At 68.6% G+C, this 15,835-nt stretch carries 11 protein-coding genes; 5 read left to right on the top strand and 6 right to left on the bottom strand.

Annotation, left to right across the window (positions count from 1 at the left end; all coding sequences use genetic code 11):
* The first annotated feature begins 11 nt into the window (after positions 1 to 11).
* Positions 12 to 683 carry a formyltransferase family protein gene (locus GBZ48_RS21915; protein WP_174472945.1) on the top strand — a complete coding sequence of 224 codons (672 nt, stop codon included), beginning with the start codon at positions 12 to 14 and terminating at the stop codon, positions 681 to 683.
* Between the two features lie 13 nt (positions 684 to 696).
* On the opposite strand, the gene GBZ48_RS21910 is transcribed toward GBZ48_RS21915, so the two are convergent.
* Positions 697 to 2,508 (bottom strand): tetratricopeptide repeat protein, encoded by a 1,812-nt coding sequence (locus tag GBZ48_RS21910; RefSeq protein ID WP_211105843.1) that lies wholly within the window; start codon positions 2,506 to 2,508, stop codon positions 697 to 699.
* A gap of 214 nt (positions 2,509 to 2,722) precedes the next feature.
* Here GBZ48_RS21910 and GBZ48_RS21905 point away from each other — a divergent pair, with 214 nt between their 5' ends.
* Entirely contained in the window at positions 2,723 to 4,345 is a 1,623-nt protein-coding gene (locus GBZ48_RS21905; protein ID WP_174472943.1) for a tetratricopeptide repeat protein, read from the top strand.
* Positions 4,346 to 4,513: 168 nt separating this feature from the next.
* Here GBZ48_RS21905 and GBZ48_RS21900 read toward each other — a convergent pair whose 3' ends face one another.
* Genes GBZ48_RS21900 through GBZ48_RS21890 form a run of 3 tightly spaced genes read right to left on the bottom strand, consistent with a single transcriptional unit; the run spans position 4,514 to position 8,231 of the window.
* Positions 4,514 to 5,449: a class I SAM-dependent methyltransferase gene (locus tag GBZ48_RS21900; protein WP_174472942.1), complete on the bottom strand. Its 936-nt coding sequence runs from the start codon at positions 5,447 to 5,449 to the stop codon at positions 4,514 to 4,516.
* Positions 5,442 to 6,200 (bottom strand): class I SAM-dependent methyltransferase, encoded by a 759-nt coding sequence (locus GBZ48_RS21895; RefSeq protein WP_174472941.1) that lies wholly within the window; start codon positions 6,198 to 6,200, stop codon positions 5,442 to 5,444. The genes GBZ48_RS21900 and GBZ48_RS21895 overlap by 8 nt, the downstream gene beginning before the upstream one ends.
* Before the next feature lie 54 nt (positions 6,201 to 6,254).
* Positions 6,255 to 8,231: a tetratricopeptide repeat protein gene (locus tag GBZ48_RS21890; RefSeq protein ID WP_174472940.1), complete on the bottom strand. Its 1,977-nt coding sequence runs from the start codon at positions 8,229 to 8,231 to the stop codon at positions 6,255 to 6,257.
* 238 nt (positions 8,232 to 8,469) lie between these two features.
* On the opposite strand from GBZ48_RS21890, the gene gmd reads away from it, so the two are divergent.
* The 3 genes from gmd (at position 8,470) to GBZ48_RS21875 (ending at position 11,090) form a co-directional block, all read left to right on the top strand.
* Positions 8,470 to 9,525, top strand: a complete 1,056-nt coding sequence (gene gmd / locus GBZ48_RS21885) for a GDP-mannose 4,6-dehydratase (RefSeq protein WP_209798318.1) — start codon at positions 8,470 to 8,472, stop codon at positions 9,523 to 9,525.
* A gap of 80 nt (positions 9,526 to 9,605) precedes the next feature.
* The gene (locus tag GBZ48_RS21880) at positions 9,606 to 10,601 is read left to right on the top strand and encodes a GDP-mannose 4,6-dehydratase (RefSeq protein ID WP_174472938.1); all 996 of its coding nucleotides are present in this window, start codon (positions 9,606 to 9,608) and stop codon (positions 10,599 to 10,601) included.
* A gap of 60 nt (positions 10,602 to 10,661) precedes the next feature.
* Positions 10,662 to 11,090, top strand: coding sequence for a hypothetical protein (locus tag GBZ48_RS21875; protein ID WP_174472937.1), 429 nt, complete (start codon positions 10,662 to 10,664; stop codon positions 11,088 to 11,090).
* A gap of 31 nt (positions 11,091 to 11,121) precedes the next feature.
* Here GBZ48_RS21875 and GBZ48_RS21870 read toward each other — a convergent pair whose 3' ends face one another.
* Both GBZ48_RS21870 and GBZ48_RS21865 read right to left on the bottom strand, forming a co-directional pair.
* Positions 11,122 to 11,376 carry a hypothetical protein gene (locus GBZ48_RS21870; protein ID WP_174472936.1) on the bottom strand — a complete coding sequence of 85 codons (255 nt, stop codon included), beginning with the start codon at positions 11,374 to 11,376 and terminating at the stop codon, positions 11,122 to 11,124.
* A 357-nt stretch (positions 11,377 to 11,733) separates the two neighbouring features.
* On the bottom strand, positions 11,734 to 15,835 hold a 4,102-nt coding region (locus tag GBZ48_RS21865), incomplete at its 5' end, for a beta strand repeat-containing protein (RefSeq protein WP_174472935.1).

Below are 15,835 nucleotides of genomic sequence, written 5' to 3'. Positions count from 1 at the left end.
GCATTTGCCGGATGCCCGCCACCCTTGCCCTGCTCTGTCCCCAGGAGGATGCCCGCCATCTCGGCGCGCTGCTCGCCGTCGCCAACCGGGAACTGGTCGTGGTGACGGCGACCGACGCGGCACAGCTGGAGCGGACGGTGGCGGACGCCGAAAGGGTCGACCGCATCGTCGCCTTCCGCACCGACAGCATCGTGCCGGCGGACCTGCTGCTGCGGGTCCCGGGTCCCTCCTACAACTTCCACCCAGGGCCGCCCGGCTATCCCGGCCGGCATCCCTTCGCCTTCGCGCTGTATGACGGAGCGGCGCAATATGGCGTCACCGCCCACGAGATAACGGAACGGGTGGACGCCGGTGCGATTGTCGGCGCCCTGTCCTTCGCGCTGCCGGACCGGCCGGATGCGGATTGGCTGATCGACCGGACATACACCGCACTGGTCCACCTGTTCGTGATGCTGGCCCCGCAGCTGGCCCGGACCGACGAGCCGCTGCCCCGCACCACCCTGATCTGGGATCAGAGCCGCCGCTGCACGCGCAAGGCGCTGGACGCGCTGCGCGACCTGCCGCCCGACATCGGGGGCGAGGAGATGGAGCGCCGCATCCGGGCCCTGCGCAGCGTCCGGCACGAGGGCATCCGCCCCCACCTGACCCTGCACGGCCGCCGCTTCGTGCTGGACGGGGATTAGAAGAGGACGGGGATCAGCGCCCCACCCCGTCCAAGGCGTCGAGCAGCCGCGAGGCGGCGGCGTCCCAGGTGAAGCTGTCCATGAGATGGCGGGCGGCGTCGCGGCGCTCGCCCACGGGGTCGCGGATGACGCGGGCCAGGATGTCGGCCGCGGCGTCCTCGTCCGGATGCCACCAGTCCAGCCCGTGGAAGGGCGGGTAATAGGCGTTGCTGTAGGGCATCAGCGCCGGGCCGGTGGTGCAGGGGATCAGGTGGGCGACACCGTCGTTCAGATAGGCGGTGTAGGCGCTGTGCCTGGGAGCGATCAGACCGGCGCCGAGGCAGCCGGCACGGGTGATCGGCAGGTCCCAGCCCTCGCCGTGCGACAGGCTGAGATAATGGGTAGCCATGGCGTAGAGACTGGCGATGCCCTGCTCGTCGTAGCGGTCGGTCAGCAGGGCGATGGGAGCGGCCTCCTCCACCCGGCGGCCGGTGGCGCGCATGCCCTGCTCGACCAGCCGGCGCACCTCTCCGGCCAGGGAAGCCCCGCCCTTGCCCACCTTCAGGATCAGGATCGCGTCGTCGTCGGCACGGGTGGCCCGCAACCAGACCCGCAGAAGCCCGTCCAGGTTCTTGCGCGCGACGAAATCCGAGATGTTGAGGACGCGCACCCGGTAATCCATCACCGGCCGGCCGCGCGGCCCCATGATGGACGGCGGCATCGCCCCGGCATCCGCCGGATTGGGGGCGATGCCGGGCGGGCAGACATGGATGCGGTCTTCCGGATGGCCGGCGGCGATCCAGGCCAGTCGGGAGGAGTCGGTCGGCACGATCACCATGTCGTGCCCCCGGCTGCAGACGGCCCAGCTGTCGGGGATCCGCGGCCCTTCGAACATGGTGTAGTTGACGGTCGGCACGCCGGGGATCGGTTCGACCAGCGGCGGGGTCAGCACGCTGAGGGCCAGCCGGGACCGCAACGGCTCGGCCAGCCGGCGCGATGCCGCCTGGAGGATCGGGTCGGCGAAGAACGGGCGCCAGCTCTCCTCGCCCTTCAGCCCGGCAAGCCGCAGGGTCTGCCCCCGCTCCATCAGGCTGCGCACGAAATGCTGGGCGAAGTCGCCGTAGCCCGACAGGACCGAGAAGGGCGCGCGGACCAGCAGCCCGTCGGGAAGCTGCGGCCGGCCGGCCTCGTCGGCGATCCGGCGGTAGAGCCGGGCGCGGGCGATGACGTCGGCATCGGCCCCCGGCATCGGACCGCCATCGCACAGCGCCTGTTCCGCCAGATCGGGACGGCCGAGCGACAGCAGGCATGCCGACAGATGGTTGCGGGCGTCGGTGTGGTCGGGGCGCTGCGCCAGCACGCCGGTCAGGATGGTGCAGGCCTCGGCATGCTCGCCGTTCGACATCAGCGACACCGACAGCAGCACCCGGCGGTCGGGGTCGTCGGGGGCGAGCCGGGCGGAGCGGCGAAGATGGCGCGACGCCCCGGCATAATCACCCAGCCCATGCAGCAGGTTGCCCAGCCGGTCCTGCACTTCCAGCCGCTCGGGCATCAGCGCCGCGACCATGCGGAACTGGGCGACGGCCTCCATCCGGGCGCCTTTCGCCTGCTGGATCACCGCCAGATTGATGCGCGCCTGGAAGAAGAGGGGATCGAGCGTCACCAGACGCGACAGGCGCCCCTCGGCCTCGTCCAGGCGTCCCATCCCGTACAGGATGACGCCGGCGAGGTTGAGCGCCGCGCAGTCGTTGGCGTTCTCGTGCAGGGCCTGCTCGACCAGGGCCAGGGCATCGTCGTGGCGACCGGCCCGGTAATGCTCTGTGGCATGCGTGATGTCTTGACCCATGAAGCGGCTATCCACTGACCTGACGGGACGAAGGGCGGGAGGAGGGACGGGCGATGCAGGCTTGGCGGAAATCGCGGCTCTCCAGACTGCGGCCATAGCACGGCATGTTTTTTCCGGTCAACCGACCGCGACCCGCTTCCCCGGTCAGCTTGTGGAATTGCAATCCCCGCCGCCCACCGGCCATAAAGGCGTCCTGCCCTTTACGAGCCAGTCCATGACCCAGCCGCAGATCTTTCTCATTCCGGCCATCCAGGCCCACCAGACCGACCGGCTGGACGAGGCCCAGCGGCTGTACCGCAAGGCGCTCATGATCGACCCGGCCCAATCCGACGGGCTGCAACTGCTGGGTCTGGTGGAGAAGCGGTTCAACCGGACCGGCGCCGCGGTGGCGCTGATGCGGCGGTCGCTGCGGCTGGTCCCGGACTTCACCACGGTGCGGCAGAATCTGTGCCGCACCTTGCAGGGGACCGGCGACCACAACGGCGCCCTGGCCCTGCTTCGGCAGTTGGTGGCCGAGCTTCCCGGCGATGCCGAAACCCTGTACCAGCTGGGCAGCACGCTGCTGCGGCAGGAGCGGCGGCGGGAGGCGGCCGTGCCGCTGCGTCGGGCCGCCCGACTTCGCCCGGACCATCTGGAGACCCGCATCGCCCTCAGCGAGGTGCTGCTGCTCGAACCCACCTCGCAGGGCGCGGAGTTCGAAGAGTCCCTGCGCAACGCCAGGGCCGCAATCATGCTGAGTCCCGGCAACCCGGCCGCCCATCTGCAAATCGCCCTGGTGCTGGAGGAGATGGCGCGCGCGGCCGAATCGCTGGCGGCCTGCCGCCGGGCGCTGCGCCTGGAGCCAGGCATGACCGACGCCCGCCACATCGCCGGCATCAACCGGCTGCGGCTCGGCGACTTCGTCGGCGGCATGGCCGACATGGAAGCGCGCAAGAACAATGTCTGGTTCCATGCCGACGGCAGCCCGATCCCGGTCTGGGATGGCCGGCCGCTGCCCGACGACAGGGTGGTCCTGGCGGCAGAAGGCGGCTGGGGCGACATGATCCATTTCATCCGCTACGTGACGCAGGTCGCCCGCATCTGCGGCGAGGTGGTGGTGGTCTGCCCGCCGCGCCTGCAACGCCTGCTGTCGACCGTGCCCACCCCCGGAAACATCCGCTTCAACCCGGAGCGCATGCCTCCGCTCCGGGCGCGGGCGATGTTCCTCAGCCTGCCCCATCTGCTGGGATCGACGGCCGACACCGTGCCGAACCGCCCCTATCTGTCGGCCGATCCCGAACGGGTACGGCTGTGGACGGACCGGCTGGCCGGGTTGGGCGGCCTGCGCGTCGGACTGTGCTGGAGCAACGGCGACGCCACCCGCGCCGCCGACCCCAAGCGCTCGGTTCCCTTCGAGTTCGTACGCCCGCTGGCCGCCATCCCCGGCGTCAGCCTTGTGGATCTGCACAAGCAGGACAACGCCGCCAAGCGCCTGACGGATGCCGACGAGGCGCTGCTCCACCGGCTGGGTCCGGATTTCGACGCCGGGCCGGACGCCTTCCTCGACACCGCGGCAGTGATGAAGGCGCTGGATCTGGTGATCGCCATCGACAGCTCCGTCCTGCATGTCGCCGGCGCTCTGGGCGTCCCGACCTGGCTGCCGGCCCCCTACCGGATGGACTGGCGCTGGATGAACGATGCGGAGAGGAGCGTCTGGTACCCATCCTTGCGGATTTACCGCCAGGACCGCCAATGGGACTGGTCCGGCCCGATGGCCCGCATCGCCCGCGACCTCGCCCGCGCCGCCGGGGCGAAGGCGGCCGGGCTGTCTCCCGACCTGCTGCCGCAAGCCGGCTGACAGTGCGGGTGGAACATTTGGAACGCCGTGAAACGGAAATCCACGCCTGTTCCATTGTTCCACAGGTGCAGCCGGCTGACGGGTCTTTCTATCACGCGGCAGGGGCGGAGATAAGCGCGGCCTGAAAAATCCACCGCGGCAGGACGGGACGCCGGCGCGCGGTCCCGCTCAGCGCTTGCGCGCCGCGAAGATGATCGGGGTTTCCCAATGCAGGCGCCGGGCGAGCCAGATCGCCGGCTCCAGCAGGCCGGAGCGGTGGACAAAGGTGACGATGCGCTTGGCGACCGACAGCGCCGCCCAGTCGCCGAATCCCAGCGTGCGCAGGCGCTGCTCGAAGACACCCCAGCCCCAGTCCAGCACCTCCAGCCCGCCGGGGTGGCGGCCGAGCCAGCGGTCGAACCAAGAGCGGTCGATCAGGTTGAGGGTGTCGACATAAGAGGGGTCGCGCCCGAACAGCCGGACATAGAGCTTCGCCAGCCCGGCCGACATCCGCGGCAGCCACAGGATGCCGTAATGCCCCTCCCACCAGGAACCGTAGTTGGGCACGACGATCAGCAGCAGCCCGCCCGGCTTCAGCACGCGCAACGCCTCGTCCAGCACCGCCGCCGGGTCGCCGACATGCTCCAGCACGTTGGAGGAATAGACGATGTCGAAGCTGGCGTCGGGAAAGGGGATCGCCTCGCCGGTGGCGTCGCGCACCGCGTCCGCCGGCAGGCCGTAATGGTCGATCAGCCGGCGGCAGACGTCGAGGGTAGAGCTGTATTCGCCCATGCTGGGCTCGATGCCGTGGATGTCCAGCCCATGGGCGGTGCGCCCGCGCACCACGGTCATGCCGCAGCCGGACCCGACCTCCAGGATGCGGGCCTTGCCGGCGTCGATGCCGGCGGCCGCGGCCGTCCGCCGCAGCTCCGCCACCTGTTCGTCGGCCCGCGCCTCCGACAGCATGTCGCGCACGACGTCCCCGACCGGCACGCGGGTGACGCCGCCGATAAAGCCGCTGTCGATGTAGCCGCGGGACAGCAGCCGGCCCAGCTCCGTCCAGTCGGGCGTCTCCCGATCCGGATGGGCCGTCCGGCCCTCCTGTCCCGCCGCCGCCTCAGCCATTCTTCGTCGCCCGGATCACGAAGATCGTGGCGCTCTTCATCCGGCCCAGCCGGTCCTGGATGCAGTCTGCCTTGAAGCCGTTGCGCTCGAACAGCGCCACGATCTCCTCGATCGAATAGAAGGTCTTGTAGGGTGGATAGTACCAGTCCTCGACCTGCGCCTGGATCGACACGTTGTCGGCGCGGCGGTTGATCTCCTGCCCCTTCAGCGCGCAGGCGACCTTGGTCAGGCCGGTGAAGAAGCCGCCGACCAGCTTGCGCCGGGCCGGCGTGTCCATGTAGGCGCGGCAGAAATGGCGCACGCCCTCATGCACCGGCGACAGCCAGGTCTTCAGGTAGAGGCCGAGATAGACGGTGCCGCCCGGCTTGGTGACGGCCATCAGGTTGCGCATCACCTTCATCGGGTCGGGGGCCATCATCGCGACACCCCAGCACCAGACCAGATCGAACGGACCGAGATTCGTATCCAGTTCCTGGAGATCCTGGTGGTGGAACTCGATGTTGTCGCGGCCGAAGCGCTGGGCCTGCTGGCGCGCGGTGGCGAGGCTGTCCGACGACACGTCGACCGACACCACCTGTTCCGACATCTCCGACAGGATGACCGAGCAGATGCCGTGGCCGCAGCCGGCATCGAGCGCCCGGCCGATCTGCCGCTCGGTCAGAGTCTCCAGCATGTACTTCTTGGTCTCGTCGTAGATCGGCACGAAACGGGGCCAGAAGTCGTCGTAGAATTCCTTGGTCGCGAGATCCATGGGGCTGCCCTCCCGCCCGCTGAGGGCGTCGCTTTGGTCGTGATGACGGTGGTCTTAAGGGGTGCCGGACGGCGCCGCGGGCGAAGCCGTCCAGGGGGAATAGGCCTTGATGCGCCGCGCCGACGCATCCGGTTCGACGAACAGCCGGGCGTTGCGGTTCAGCAGGGCGGCCAGCTGGCTGTAGCCGCTGTGGGCGCTGACGCCCAGCACGTCGGCATTCATCAGCACATGGAAGTCCTGCAGGAACTCCAGACCCGTCCACGGCTTCACCGATCCGCCCTTGGCCAGATCGTCCCTGGCCAGATCGTCAAGCGAGACCGGCGCGAACTCCGCGAAGTCGGCGATGGTCGCCGGATCGTCGGTGGCGATGTAGAGCACCGGCCGGTCCAGCGTCGGCCACAGCGCCTTCAGCCAGTCGACGTACCAGGAAGTCTCGGTGATGGTGTAGCGGAACCAGACGAAGTCGCCGCGGCGGATGTGCAGCGCCACGACCGTGTTGCCGCGGGCCTTCAGCGCCTGCATCACCGGATCGACATGGCCCAGCCATTCCGGCCGCGGCCGCAGCCAGGACTGCACCCGCTCGCGCCACTCCTCGCGATGCTCGAACAGGAACAGCGGCGAGAGGATGTCGACGTCCGGACGCGGGTCGTCGCGCCGCCCGGTCACCAGATCGTTCAGGATGCGCCGGGCGAAATGCATCGGCTTCAGCCCGCCGGTCGGCCTGGGGTCGTCGAGGTCGAAGTAATAGCCGCCGACCCAGTCCGGCGTCTCCAGCCGATAGCCGAATTTCTCGGCATAGAGCCGCAGCAGCACATATTCCAGGACGTTGTGGGCAAAGCGCCCGTGGGTGGCCAGCGTCGAGGAGCAGATGCGCGGCTGCGACGGGTCGGGGTTGGCCGGCCGGTCCAGCCGCTTGCCCTGCCGGGCCAGGACCTGTTGCAGCCCGGCGATCGACTTCACGGTGAAGAAACGGCTGCCATGGCCGTGCACGCCGGCCAGCACCTCCACCGCCCGGTCGACCTCGCCGGCCGCCAGCCAGCTTTCGGCGATGGCGGTCAGGCATTCGATGCGAAACCTGTTGGGGTCGCCGGCATGGGGATAGCGGTAGTCGGCGAAGAAGCGCCGCGATTCCTCGTAACGCCCCTGGCGCGCCAGCAGGGCCGACAGCATGTCGATGGCGCCGGCCACGTCGCTGCCCGGGCTGGTCAGCGCCAGCCGCAGCACCTGCTCCGCCTCGCCCTCGCGGCCGAGGCCGGTCAGCACGTCGGCCAGCCGGGTCAGCGCCAGAGCGACGCCGGCGCGCGCGGCGCGGGCATAGCTGTCGACCGCCGCATCGGCCAGTCCGGCGGCATGCTCGACGTTGCCCTGGTTGTAGAGGGCACTGCCCTGCTCCGGTTCGATGGCAAGCGAACGGCGAAAGCAGACCAGTGCCTCGTCCAGCTGGCCGAGTTCGACCAGCAGATTGCCCAGATTCATGTGGGCGGCGGCGAAGTCCGGGCGCAGGACGAGCGCGGTCCGCTGGCTGGCCTCCGCCTGGACCAGGGCGCCGGCATCGACCGCCCCGCCCTGGCGCAGCGCGATGCCCAGATCATGGTAGGCCTCGGCCCGCTGGGGGGAGAGACGCAGCACGCGGCGGAAGGAGGCGGCCGAGGCCGACCAGTCGCGCGGGCCGCCACGGCTGCACAGCAGGCTGGCGAGACCATGATGCGCCGCCTCCAGCGCCGGATCGATCGCCAGGGCGCGCCGTTGTGCCGCAGCCGCTTCGTCCACCCGGCCGAGATCGGACAGGATGCCGGCGAGATTGCAGCAGGCGTCGGCCATGTCGGGTGCGATGTCGAGCGCCGCGCGGATCAGCTCGATCGCCTTGTCGCGCCGACCCAGCCGGCGTTCGCTCAACCCCAGCAGATGCAGGGCGGCGGCATTGCGCGGATCGGCCTCCAGGATGCGCAGATACAGCGAGCGCGCCTCGTCCAGGCGGCCGGTGCGATGGAGCCCGACGGCAATCTGCAATGCTTCGGCAACGGTGGTCATGACGATCCGTACTGTGCGGCATCCACGCAAAAGGGCGGCTGGCCGGTTCGGCGCGCACCCTATCGTCACCGGATAGGCGCATCAACTCAGTTGATGGCGATGCGCCGGATATCCCGGCCCTTTCCTCCCGTCTTTCCCCGTGTCCTTCACAGGACACGAACTCAAGAACCTTGCCTTGCCAGGATCCTTTGAGGATAGTGCCCGATCATCAACGCCGTACAGATCAAGGGTCGGTCCTTTGCGCAAAGTTGCCCTCATCACCGGCGCCACCGGCCAGGATGGCGCGTATCTTGCCGAGCTTCTGCTGGGAAAGGGCTATATCGTCCACGGCATCAAGCGCCGGTCGTCGTCCTTCAACACGGGCCGGGTGGAGCATCTCTACCGCGATCCGCATGAAGAGGACGTGAGCTTCTTCATGCATTACGGCGACCTGACGGACAGCACCAACCTGATCCGTCTGGTCCAGCAGATCCAGCCGACCGAGATCTACAATCTGGCCGCCCAGAGCCACGTCCATGTGAGCTTCGAGACGCCGGAATACACCGCAAACGCCGACGGCATCGGCACGCTGCGCCTGCTGGAGGCGATCCGCATCCTGGGTCTGGAAAAGACCGCGCGCTTCTACCAGGCCTCCACTTCGGAGCTGTACGGCAAGGTGCAGGAGACGCCGCAGCGCGAGACCACGCCCTTCTACCCGCGCAGCCCCTATGCCGCCGCCAAGCTGTACGCCTACTGGATCACGGTGAACTACCGCGAAGCCTATGGCATGCATGCCAGCAACGGCATCCTGTTCAACCACGAAGGCCCGACCCGCGGCGAGACCTTCGTCACCCGCAAGATCACCCGCGCGGTCGCCGCCATCGAGCAGGGCCGGCAGGACTGCCTGTATCTCGGAAACCTCGACGCCAAGCGCGACTGGGGCCATGCGCGCGACTATGTCGAGGGCATGTGGCGCATCCTGCAACAGGAGCAGGCCGACGATTACGTGCTGGCCACCGGTGAGACCCACAGCGTGCGCGAGTTCGTCGAACTGGCCTTCGGCCATATCGGCCGCGGCATCGAATGGCGGGGCGAAGGCGTCGACGAGGAAGGCATCTGCCAGAAGACCGGCAAGGTGGTGGTCCGCATCGACCCGCGCTATTTCCGCCCGACCGAGGTCGACCTGCTGCTGGGCGACCCCAGCAAGGCGCGCGAGAAGCTGGGCTGGACCCACACCACCGCCTTCCGCGATCTGGTCCGGGAAATGGTCGAGTCCGACATTCGTCTGGCCGCCAGCGGGGACGATCACCATTGATCTGCCGCCATTGACCTGCGATCGCCGGTCCGCCATCGCCGACCTGACCCCGCGACCCCGTGACCGATGAGGCGCCGTTCATGACCATCGGAGCGACGGCCCGAAGCGAACCGAAGACCGCGCTGATCTTCGGCGTTTCGGGTCAGGACGGCGCCTATCTTGCCCAGTTGCTGCTGGACAAGGGCTACACGGTCCATGGCACCTCGCGCGACTGTGAGATGTCGAGCTTCGCCAACCTGCGGCGGCTCGGCATCTTCGGCCGGGTTGCGCTGCATTCGGCCGTGCTGACCGACTTCCGCAGCGTGGTCGAGGTGATCGCCCGGATCCGTCCGGCCGAGATCTACAACCTCGCCAGCCAGGCTTCGGTCGGACTGTCCTTCGAACAGCCGGTCGAGACGCTGAACAGCACCATCAACAGCACCATCAACATCCTGGAAGCGATCCGCTTCCTCCGCTTGGACACGCGCTTCTACAACGCGTCGTCCAGCGAATGCTTCGGCAACACCGGCGAGCCGGCCGACGAATCGACGCCGTTCCACCCCCGCAGCCCCTACGGCGTGGGCAAGGCGGCCGCCTATTGGGCGGTCGCCAATTATCGCGAAGCCTATGGGCTGTTCGCCTGCTCCGGCATCCTGTTCAATCATGAATCGCCCTTGCGGCCGGTGCGCTACGTCACCCAGAAGATCGTCCGCGGCGCTGCCGACATCGCCGAGGGCAAGGCCGACAGCCTGGAGTTGGGGACGCTGTCGATCGCCCGCGATTGGGGCTGGGCGCCGGAATATGTCGACGCCATGGCCCGCATGCTGTCCCTGGACGAGCCGCAGGATTTCGTGATCGCCACCGGCGAGGCGAACCGGCTGGAGGATTTCGTCGCCCAGGCCTTCTCCTGTTTCGGGCTGGACTGGCGCCGTCATGTCCAGGGCAATCCGGACCTGCTCCGCCCGTCCGACATCGCCTTCAGCGTCGGCAACCCCGCCAAGGCGGAGCGGCTGCTGGGCTGGCGCGCCGAACGCCGGATGGCCGACGTGGTCGCCGGGCTGGTCGACGCCGAGATGGCGCGGCGCGGCGCCGACTGATTCCCACCCCCGCCCTGTCCCCCTGTCCTGTCCCCCTGCCCTGTCCGGAGAGCGCAGTTCATGTCGGCCAAAAGCAGGCTGGTCATCAATGTCGAGGTCGACGACCGAACCGTCCTGTTTCCCGACGGCAAGTTCCTGTCCCACATCGCCTTGAGCGAAGAGGACATGGCAGATGACGGCGCCGTCCGGCTGGAAGGCGTCTTCCTGTTCAACGAAAGCCGGCTGGGGCCGGAGGTCGCCACCCTGCCGGTGGAGGATGCGCGCGAATTGGCGCGGTCGATCCTCGATGCGGTGTTCCAGGGACGAACCCAGCATGTCCTGTCGGAGACCGCCAAGGTCGCCGTCGTGTTCAACCCGAACGGCTTCGTCCTGCGCTTCGGCGAGGGCGATGCTCTGCGCGAGCTGTTCATCGGCTCGCCCGCCATCATCCGTCTGGCTCAGGGCATCCTGCGCATGGCGGACCGGCTGTCGGCCCTGCCCCCCCACTGACGGTTTTCCCCAACTGCGGCCCGTTCCGGCTTTACGATCCCCAGCCGCGCGCACTGGAGCGGAACGGGTCATACATATGCCCGACATAGCTTTCCCAATCGGGAAAGGATGACGGTCGGGACATCGCGCCGGAGATCCGGGAGAAGATGCGGGCGCGGCAGGCGATGTCGACATAGCCGGCGACGGCGACCAACTCCCCGAGATCCGAAGCGTGCAGCAGGGAGGCTCCCATGGCGGAGCGCATGGCGGAGCGCATGGCGGATCCCGCCAGCGTGACGACCGGCATGCCAAGCTCCAACGGTTCGACACGCGACGTCACAAAATAGCCGCCAGCCTCATCTGCTGACGATCCGCCCGAGAATGGTTCTGGCAGGCGCTCTTGGCCGACGAGAAGGCAACCCGGCCGACATCGTTCGGTCCGCTGAATCCGACCTCAGCAATCAACCTGTCGCCGCTTTTGCACCTCATTGCATTCTTTCAGGAAGCTGCCCGCAAAGGTCGCTTCTGGAATGCTCCCTGGATGCCTCGCAGGCGGACAAGGCATCAAGCTGCCCGCCACGGAGGGAACTGAACACGAAAAGAAGAAGGGGCGCCCTTTCGGGCGCCCCTCCTTTTACCTCGTTGCTGAAGCTCAGCCGATTGATCAACCGAGGTTGATGTCGGAGAGCGAGAGCACCGTGCTGTTGTAGACACCGAGCAGACGAACCTCGGTGGCGGCCACCTGGCCGTCGCCGTTGGTGTCGACCACCTGGTACAGGCCGGAGCTGGTGCCGTTGTTGGCCAGAACCAGCGTGCTCGCACCGGCCGACGAGTTCGTCAGCGTCCCCAGGGCCGAGCGGAAGCTGGCCAGGTTCGCATCCGTCAGGCTGCCGCTGACCGCAGAGGACAGGCTGACCAGCTCGTTGGTCATGCTCACCCCGTTGGTCGCCGCGGTCGCCGTGGTCAGCGAAGCGTCGCCGTTCCGGTCCGCCGTCGTCCGGGCCACACCGGTCAGCTGCACCTTGTCGGTGCCCGACTGGAAGTTCGACACCGAGATGAAGCCGGTGTTCGCACCCAGCGCCGAGATGTCGCTGAAGGACGAGTACACCACCGTATCGGTGCCGCTGCCCGACGCCAGGCTGATGCTGTCGCCAGTACCGCCCTGGAAGCGGATCGACCCGCTGGTCACCGTGATCGCATCGGTGCCGAGGCCGCCGATCAGCGTCTCGACGTTCGAGACCGACATGGTCACGCCGGTGTTGCCGGTGGTGATCACGTCGTTGCCCGTGCCGCCGATCAGCGTCTCGATGCCGCGCAGCAGGACCGTCGAGCCGCCGTCGCCGAGGCTGACCACATCCGTGGCCGCACCGCCGACGATGATCTCGATGCCGCTCTCCGCCCGCATGGTGACGCCGGTGTCGCCCAGGATCACCAGGTCGCTGCCGGCACCACCGATCATCGTGTCGATGCCGCGGGTGATGACGGTGTTACCCGACGCACCCAGGGTCACGACGTCCGAACCGGTGCCGCCGACCAGGAACTCGACGCCCGAAGCCAGCATCGTCACGCCGGCCGAGCCGGTGAAGACGATGTCGGTGTTGGCGCCGCCGGTCAGCGTGTCGATGCCCGACACCGTGACCGTGTTCGGCGTGTCGCCGAGCGTGATCACGTCGTTGCCCGAGGAGCCGATCAGCGTCTCGACCGCACGGGTCAGCAGCGTGCTGCCCGAGGTGGCGAGGCTGACGACATCCGTACCGGCGCCGCCGATCAGCAGTTCGATACCCGAACCCAGCGCCATGGTGACGCCGGTGTCGCCCAGGAACACCCAGTCGGTGCCCGCACCGCCCGACAGCGTATCGATGCCGCGGGTGATGACGGTGTTGCCCGAGGAGCCCAGGGTGACGACGTCGGTGCCGGCACCGCCGACCAGGAACTCGACGCCCGAGACCGTCATCGTCACGCCGGTCGAGCCGGTGAAGACGACGTCGGTGCCGGCGCCGCCGGTCAGGGTGTCGATGCCGGTGACGGTGATCGTGTTCGGCGTGTCGCCGAGCGTGATCACGTCGGTGCCGGTCGAACCGATCAGCGTCTCGATCCCGCGGGTCAGCAGGGTGGCGCCCGAAGTGCTGATGGTCAGCACGTCGGTGGCCGTGCCGCCGACCAGGATCTCGATGCCGGTGCCCAGCGTCATCGTGTTGCCGGTGTCACCCAGGAACACGAGGTCGGTGCCCGCACCGCCGATCAGCGTCTCGATGCCGCGGATGGTGGTGGTGTTGCCGGCCGAACCCAGGGTCAGGACGTCGGTGCCGGAGTTGCCGATCACGTAGTCCGCACCCGAGACGGTCAGGGTCGCACCCGCCGAACCGGTGAAGATGACTTCCAGGCCCGTGCCGCCGATCAGCGTCTCGATGCCCAGAGCCAGCAGCGTGCCGCCGGCCGTGCCGATGGTCACCACGTCGGTGCCCGTGCCGCCGATCAGCGTCTCGATGCCCGACACCACCATGGTGTTGCCGGCCGTGCCGAGAGTGACGATGTCGGAAGCCAGACCGCCGGTCAGCGTCTCGATCCCGCTGACGAGCAGCGAGTTCGCGGTGTTGCCCAGCGTGACGACGTCGGTGCCGACGTCACCGGTCAGCGTCTCGATGCCGCGCAGCAGCACCGTGTTGCCGGCCGTGCCCAGGGTGATCACGTCGGTGCCGGTGCCGCCGATCAGGATGTCGATCGCCGAAACCAGGGCCGTCGTGCCGCCCGAACCCAGGAAGACCAGTTCCGAACCCGAACCGCCGGTGATCGTCTCCAGCGCATTGGCCAGCAGGGTCGAGCCCGTCGTGCCGATGGTGATGACGTCGGTGCCCGTGCCGCCGGTGACCGTCTCCAGAGCCGAAACCAGCAGGGTGGTGCCGGTCGTGCCCAGGGTGATGGCATCGGTGCCCGAACCGCCGACCAGGGTCTCCAGCGCCGAGACCAGCATGGTGGTGCCGGTGTCGCCGATGGTGATGACGTCGGTGCCAGCAGCGCCGGTCAGCGTCTCCAGGCCGCGCAGGATGACCGTGTTACCGGCCGTGCCCAGCGTGACCACGTCGGTGGTGGTGCCGCCGATCAGGATCTCCAGACCCGAGGCCAGGACCGTGTTGCCCGACGAACCCAGGAACACGAGGTCGGACCCCGTGCCGCCGGAGATCGTCTCCAGGGAGTTGGCGAGCAGGGTGTTGCCGGCCGTGCCCAGGGTGACGACGTCGGTGCCGACACCGCCGGTGACCGTCTCCAGAGCCGAAACCAGCAGGGTGGTGCCGGTCGTACCCAGGGTGACGACGTCGACCGAAGCGCCACCCACCAGGGTGTCGATCAGCGAGATCGCCAGGGTGTTGCCCGTCGAACCCAGGGTGACGACATCGGTGCCCGTGCCGCCCGTCAGGGTCTCCAGCGCCGAAGCCAGCAGGGTGGTGCCGGTCGTGCCGAGGCTGACCACGTCGGAGCCCGTGCCGCCAACCAGCGTGTCGATCAGCGAGATCGCCAGCGTGTTGCCGGTGTTGCCCAGCGTGATGACGTCGGTACCGGCGCCACCGGTCAGGGTCTCGATGCCGCGGAGCAGAACCGTGTTGCCGGCCGTGCCCAGCGTGACGACGTCGGTGCCAGCACCGCCGATCAGGACGTCGATGCCCGAGACCGAAACCGTGTTGCCGGACGAACCCAGGAAGACCAGCTCGGAGCCCGTGCCGCCGACCAGCGTCTCCAGGCCCGAAGCCAGCAGCGTGGCGCCGGCCGAACCGATGGTGACGACGTCGGTGCCCGTGCCGCCCGTCAGGGTTTCCACAGCCGAGACCAGCAGGGTGTTGCCCACCGTGCTCAGCGTGATGGCGTCGGTGCCCGCACCGCCGGCCAGGGTCTCCAGCGCCGAGACCAGCATGGTGGTGCCGGTGTCGCCGATGGTGACGACGTCGGTGCCAGCACCGCCGGCCAGGGTCTCCAGACCGCGGACGATGATGGTGTTACCGACCGTGCCCAGGGTGATGGCGTCGGTGCCAGCACCGCCGACCAGCAGTTCCAGACCCGAAGCCAGCAGGGTGTTGCCAGCGGCGCCCAGGAGGACCCAATCGGTGCCCGTGCCGCCGGTGATCGTCTCCAGCGCCGAAGCGGTGAGCGTGCTGCCCGCCGTGCCCAGCGTGATGACGTCGGTACCCGTGCCGCCGGTGACCGTCTCGAGAGCCGAAACCAGCAGGGTGTTGCCGGCCGTGCCGAGGACGATGACGTCAGTGGCAGCGCCGCCGATGATCGTCTCGAGCAGGTTGACCCGCAGGGTGTTGCCGGCCGAACCCAGCGTGACGACGTCGGTGCCGCCCTGGCCCGTCAGGGTTTCCAGAGCCGAAACGAACAGCGTGCCGCCGTTGGTGCCGATGGTGACGACGTCGGTGGCGGTGCCGCCGATGACCGTCTCGAACAGCGAGACCGACGCGGTGTTGCCCGTGTCGCCCAGCGTCAGCACGTCGGTGCCGGCGCCGCCGATCAGCGTCTCGATGCCGCGGAGCAGAACCGTGTTGCCGGCCGAACCGAAGGTGACGACGTCGGTGCCCGTGCCGCCGATCAGGATGTCGATGCCCGACACCGAGAGCGTGTTGCCGGCCGTGCCGAGGAAGACCAGTTCGGAGCCCGTGCCGCCGACCAGCGTCTCCAGGCCCGAAGCCAGCAGCGTGGCGCCGGCCGAACCGATGGTGACGACGTCGGTGCCCGTGCCGCCCGTCAGGGTTTCCACAGCCGAGACCAGCAGG

The sequence above is a fragment of the Azospirillum melinis genome (assembly GCF_013340935.1).
Lineage (GTDB): Bacteria > Pseudomonadota > Alphaproteobacteria > Azospirillales > Azospirillaceae > Azospirillum > Azospirillum melinis.
Note: the sequence above shows the minus strand (reverse complement) of the source record. Positions and strands in the feature narration are given on the sequence as shown.

Bases quoted from the DNA above. Each gene is read 5' to 3' on its own strand.
- GBZ48_RS21915 (WP_174472945.1), top strand. From the start codon at position 12: ATGCCCGCCACCCTTGCCCTGCTCTGTCCCCAGGAGGATGCCCGCCAT.
- GBZ48_RS21910 (WP_211105843.1), bottom strand. From the start codon at position 2,508: ATGGGTCAAGACATCACGCATGCCACAGAGCATTACCGGGCCGGTCGC.
- GBZ48_RS21905 (WP_174472943.1), top strand. From the start codon at position 2,723: ATGACCCAGCCGCAGATCTTTCTCATTCCGGCCATCCAGGCCCACCAG.
- GBZ48_RS21900 (WP_174472942.1), bottom strand. From the start codon at position 5,449: ATGGCTGAGGCGGCGGCGGGACAGGAGGGCCGGACGGCCCATCCGGAT.
- GBZ48_RS21895 (WP_174472941.1), bottom strand. From the start codon at position 6,200: ATGGATCTCGCGACCAAGGAATTCTACGACGACTTCTGGCCCCGTTTC.
- GBZ48_RS21890 (WP_174472940.1), bottom strand. From the start codon at position 8,231: ATGACCACCGTTGCCGAAGCATTGCAGATTGCCGTCGGGCTCCATCGC.
- GBZ48_RS21880 (WP_174472938.1), top strand. From the start codon at position 9,606: ATGACCATCGGAGCGACGGCCCGAAGCGAACCGAAGACCGCGCTGATC.
- GBZ48_RS21875 (WP_174472937.1), top strand. From the start codon at position 10,662: ATGTCGGCCAAAAGCAGGCTGGTCATCAATGTCGAGGTCGACGACCGA.
- GBZ48_RS21870 (WP_174472936.1), bottom strand. From the start codon at position 11,376: ATGCCGGTCGTCACGCTGGCGGGATCCGCCATGCGCTCCGCCATGCGC.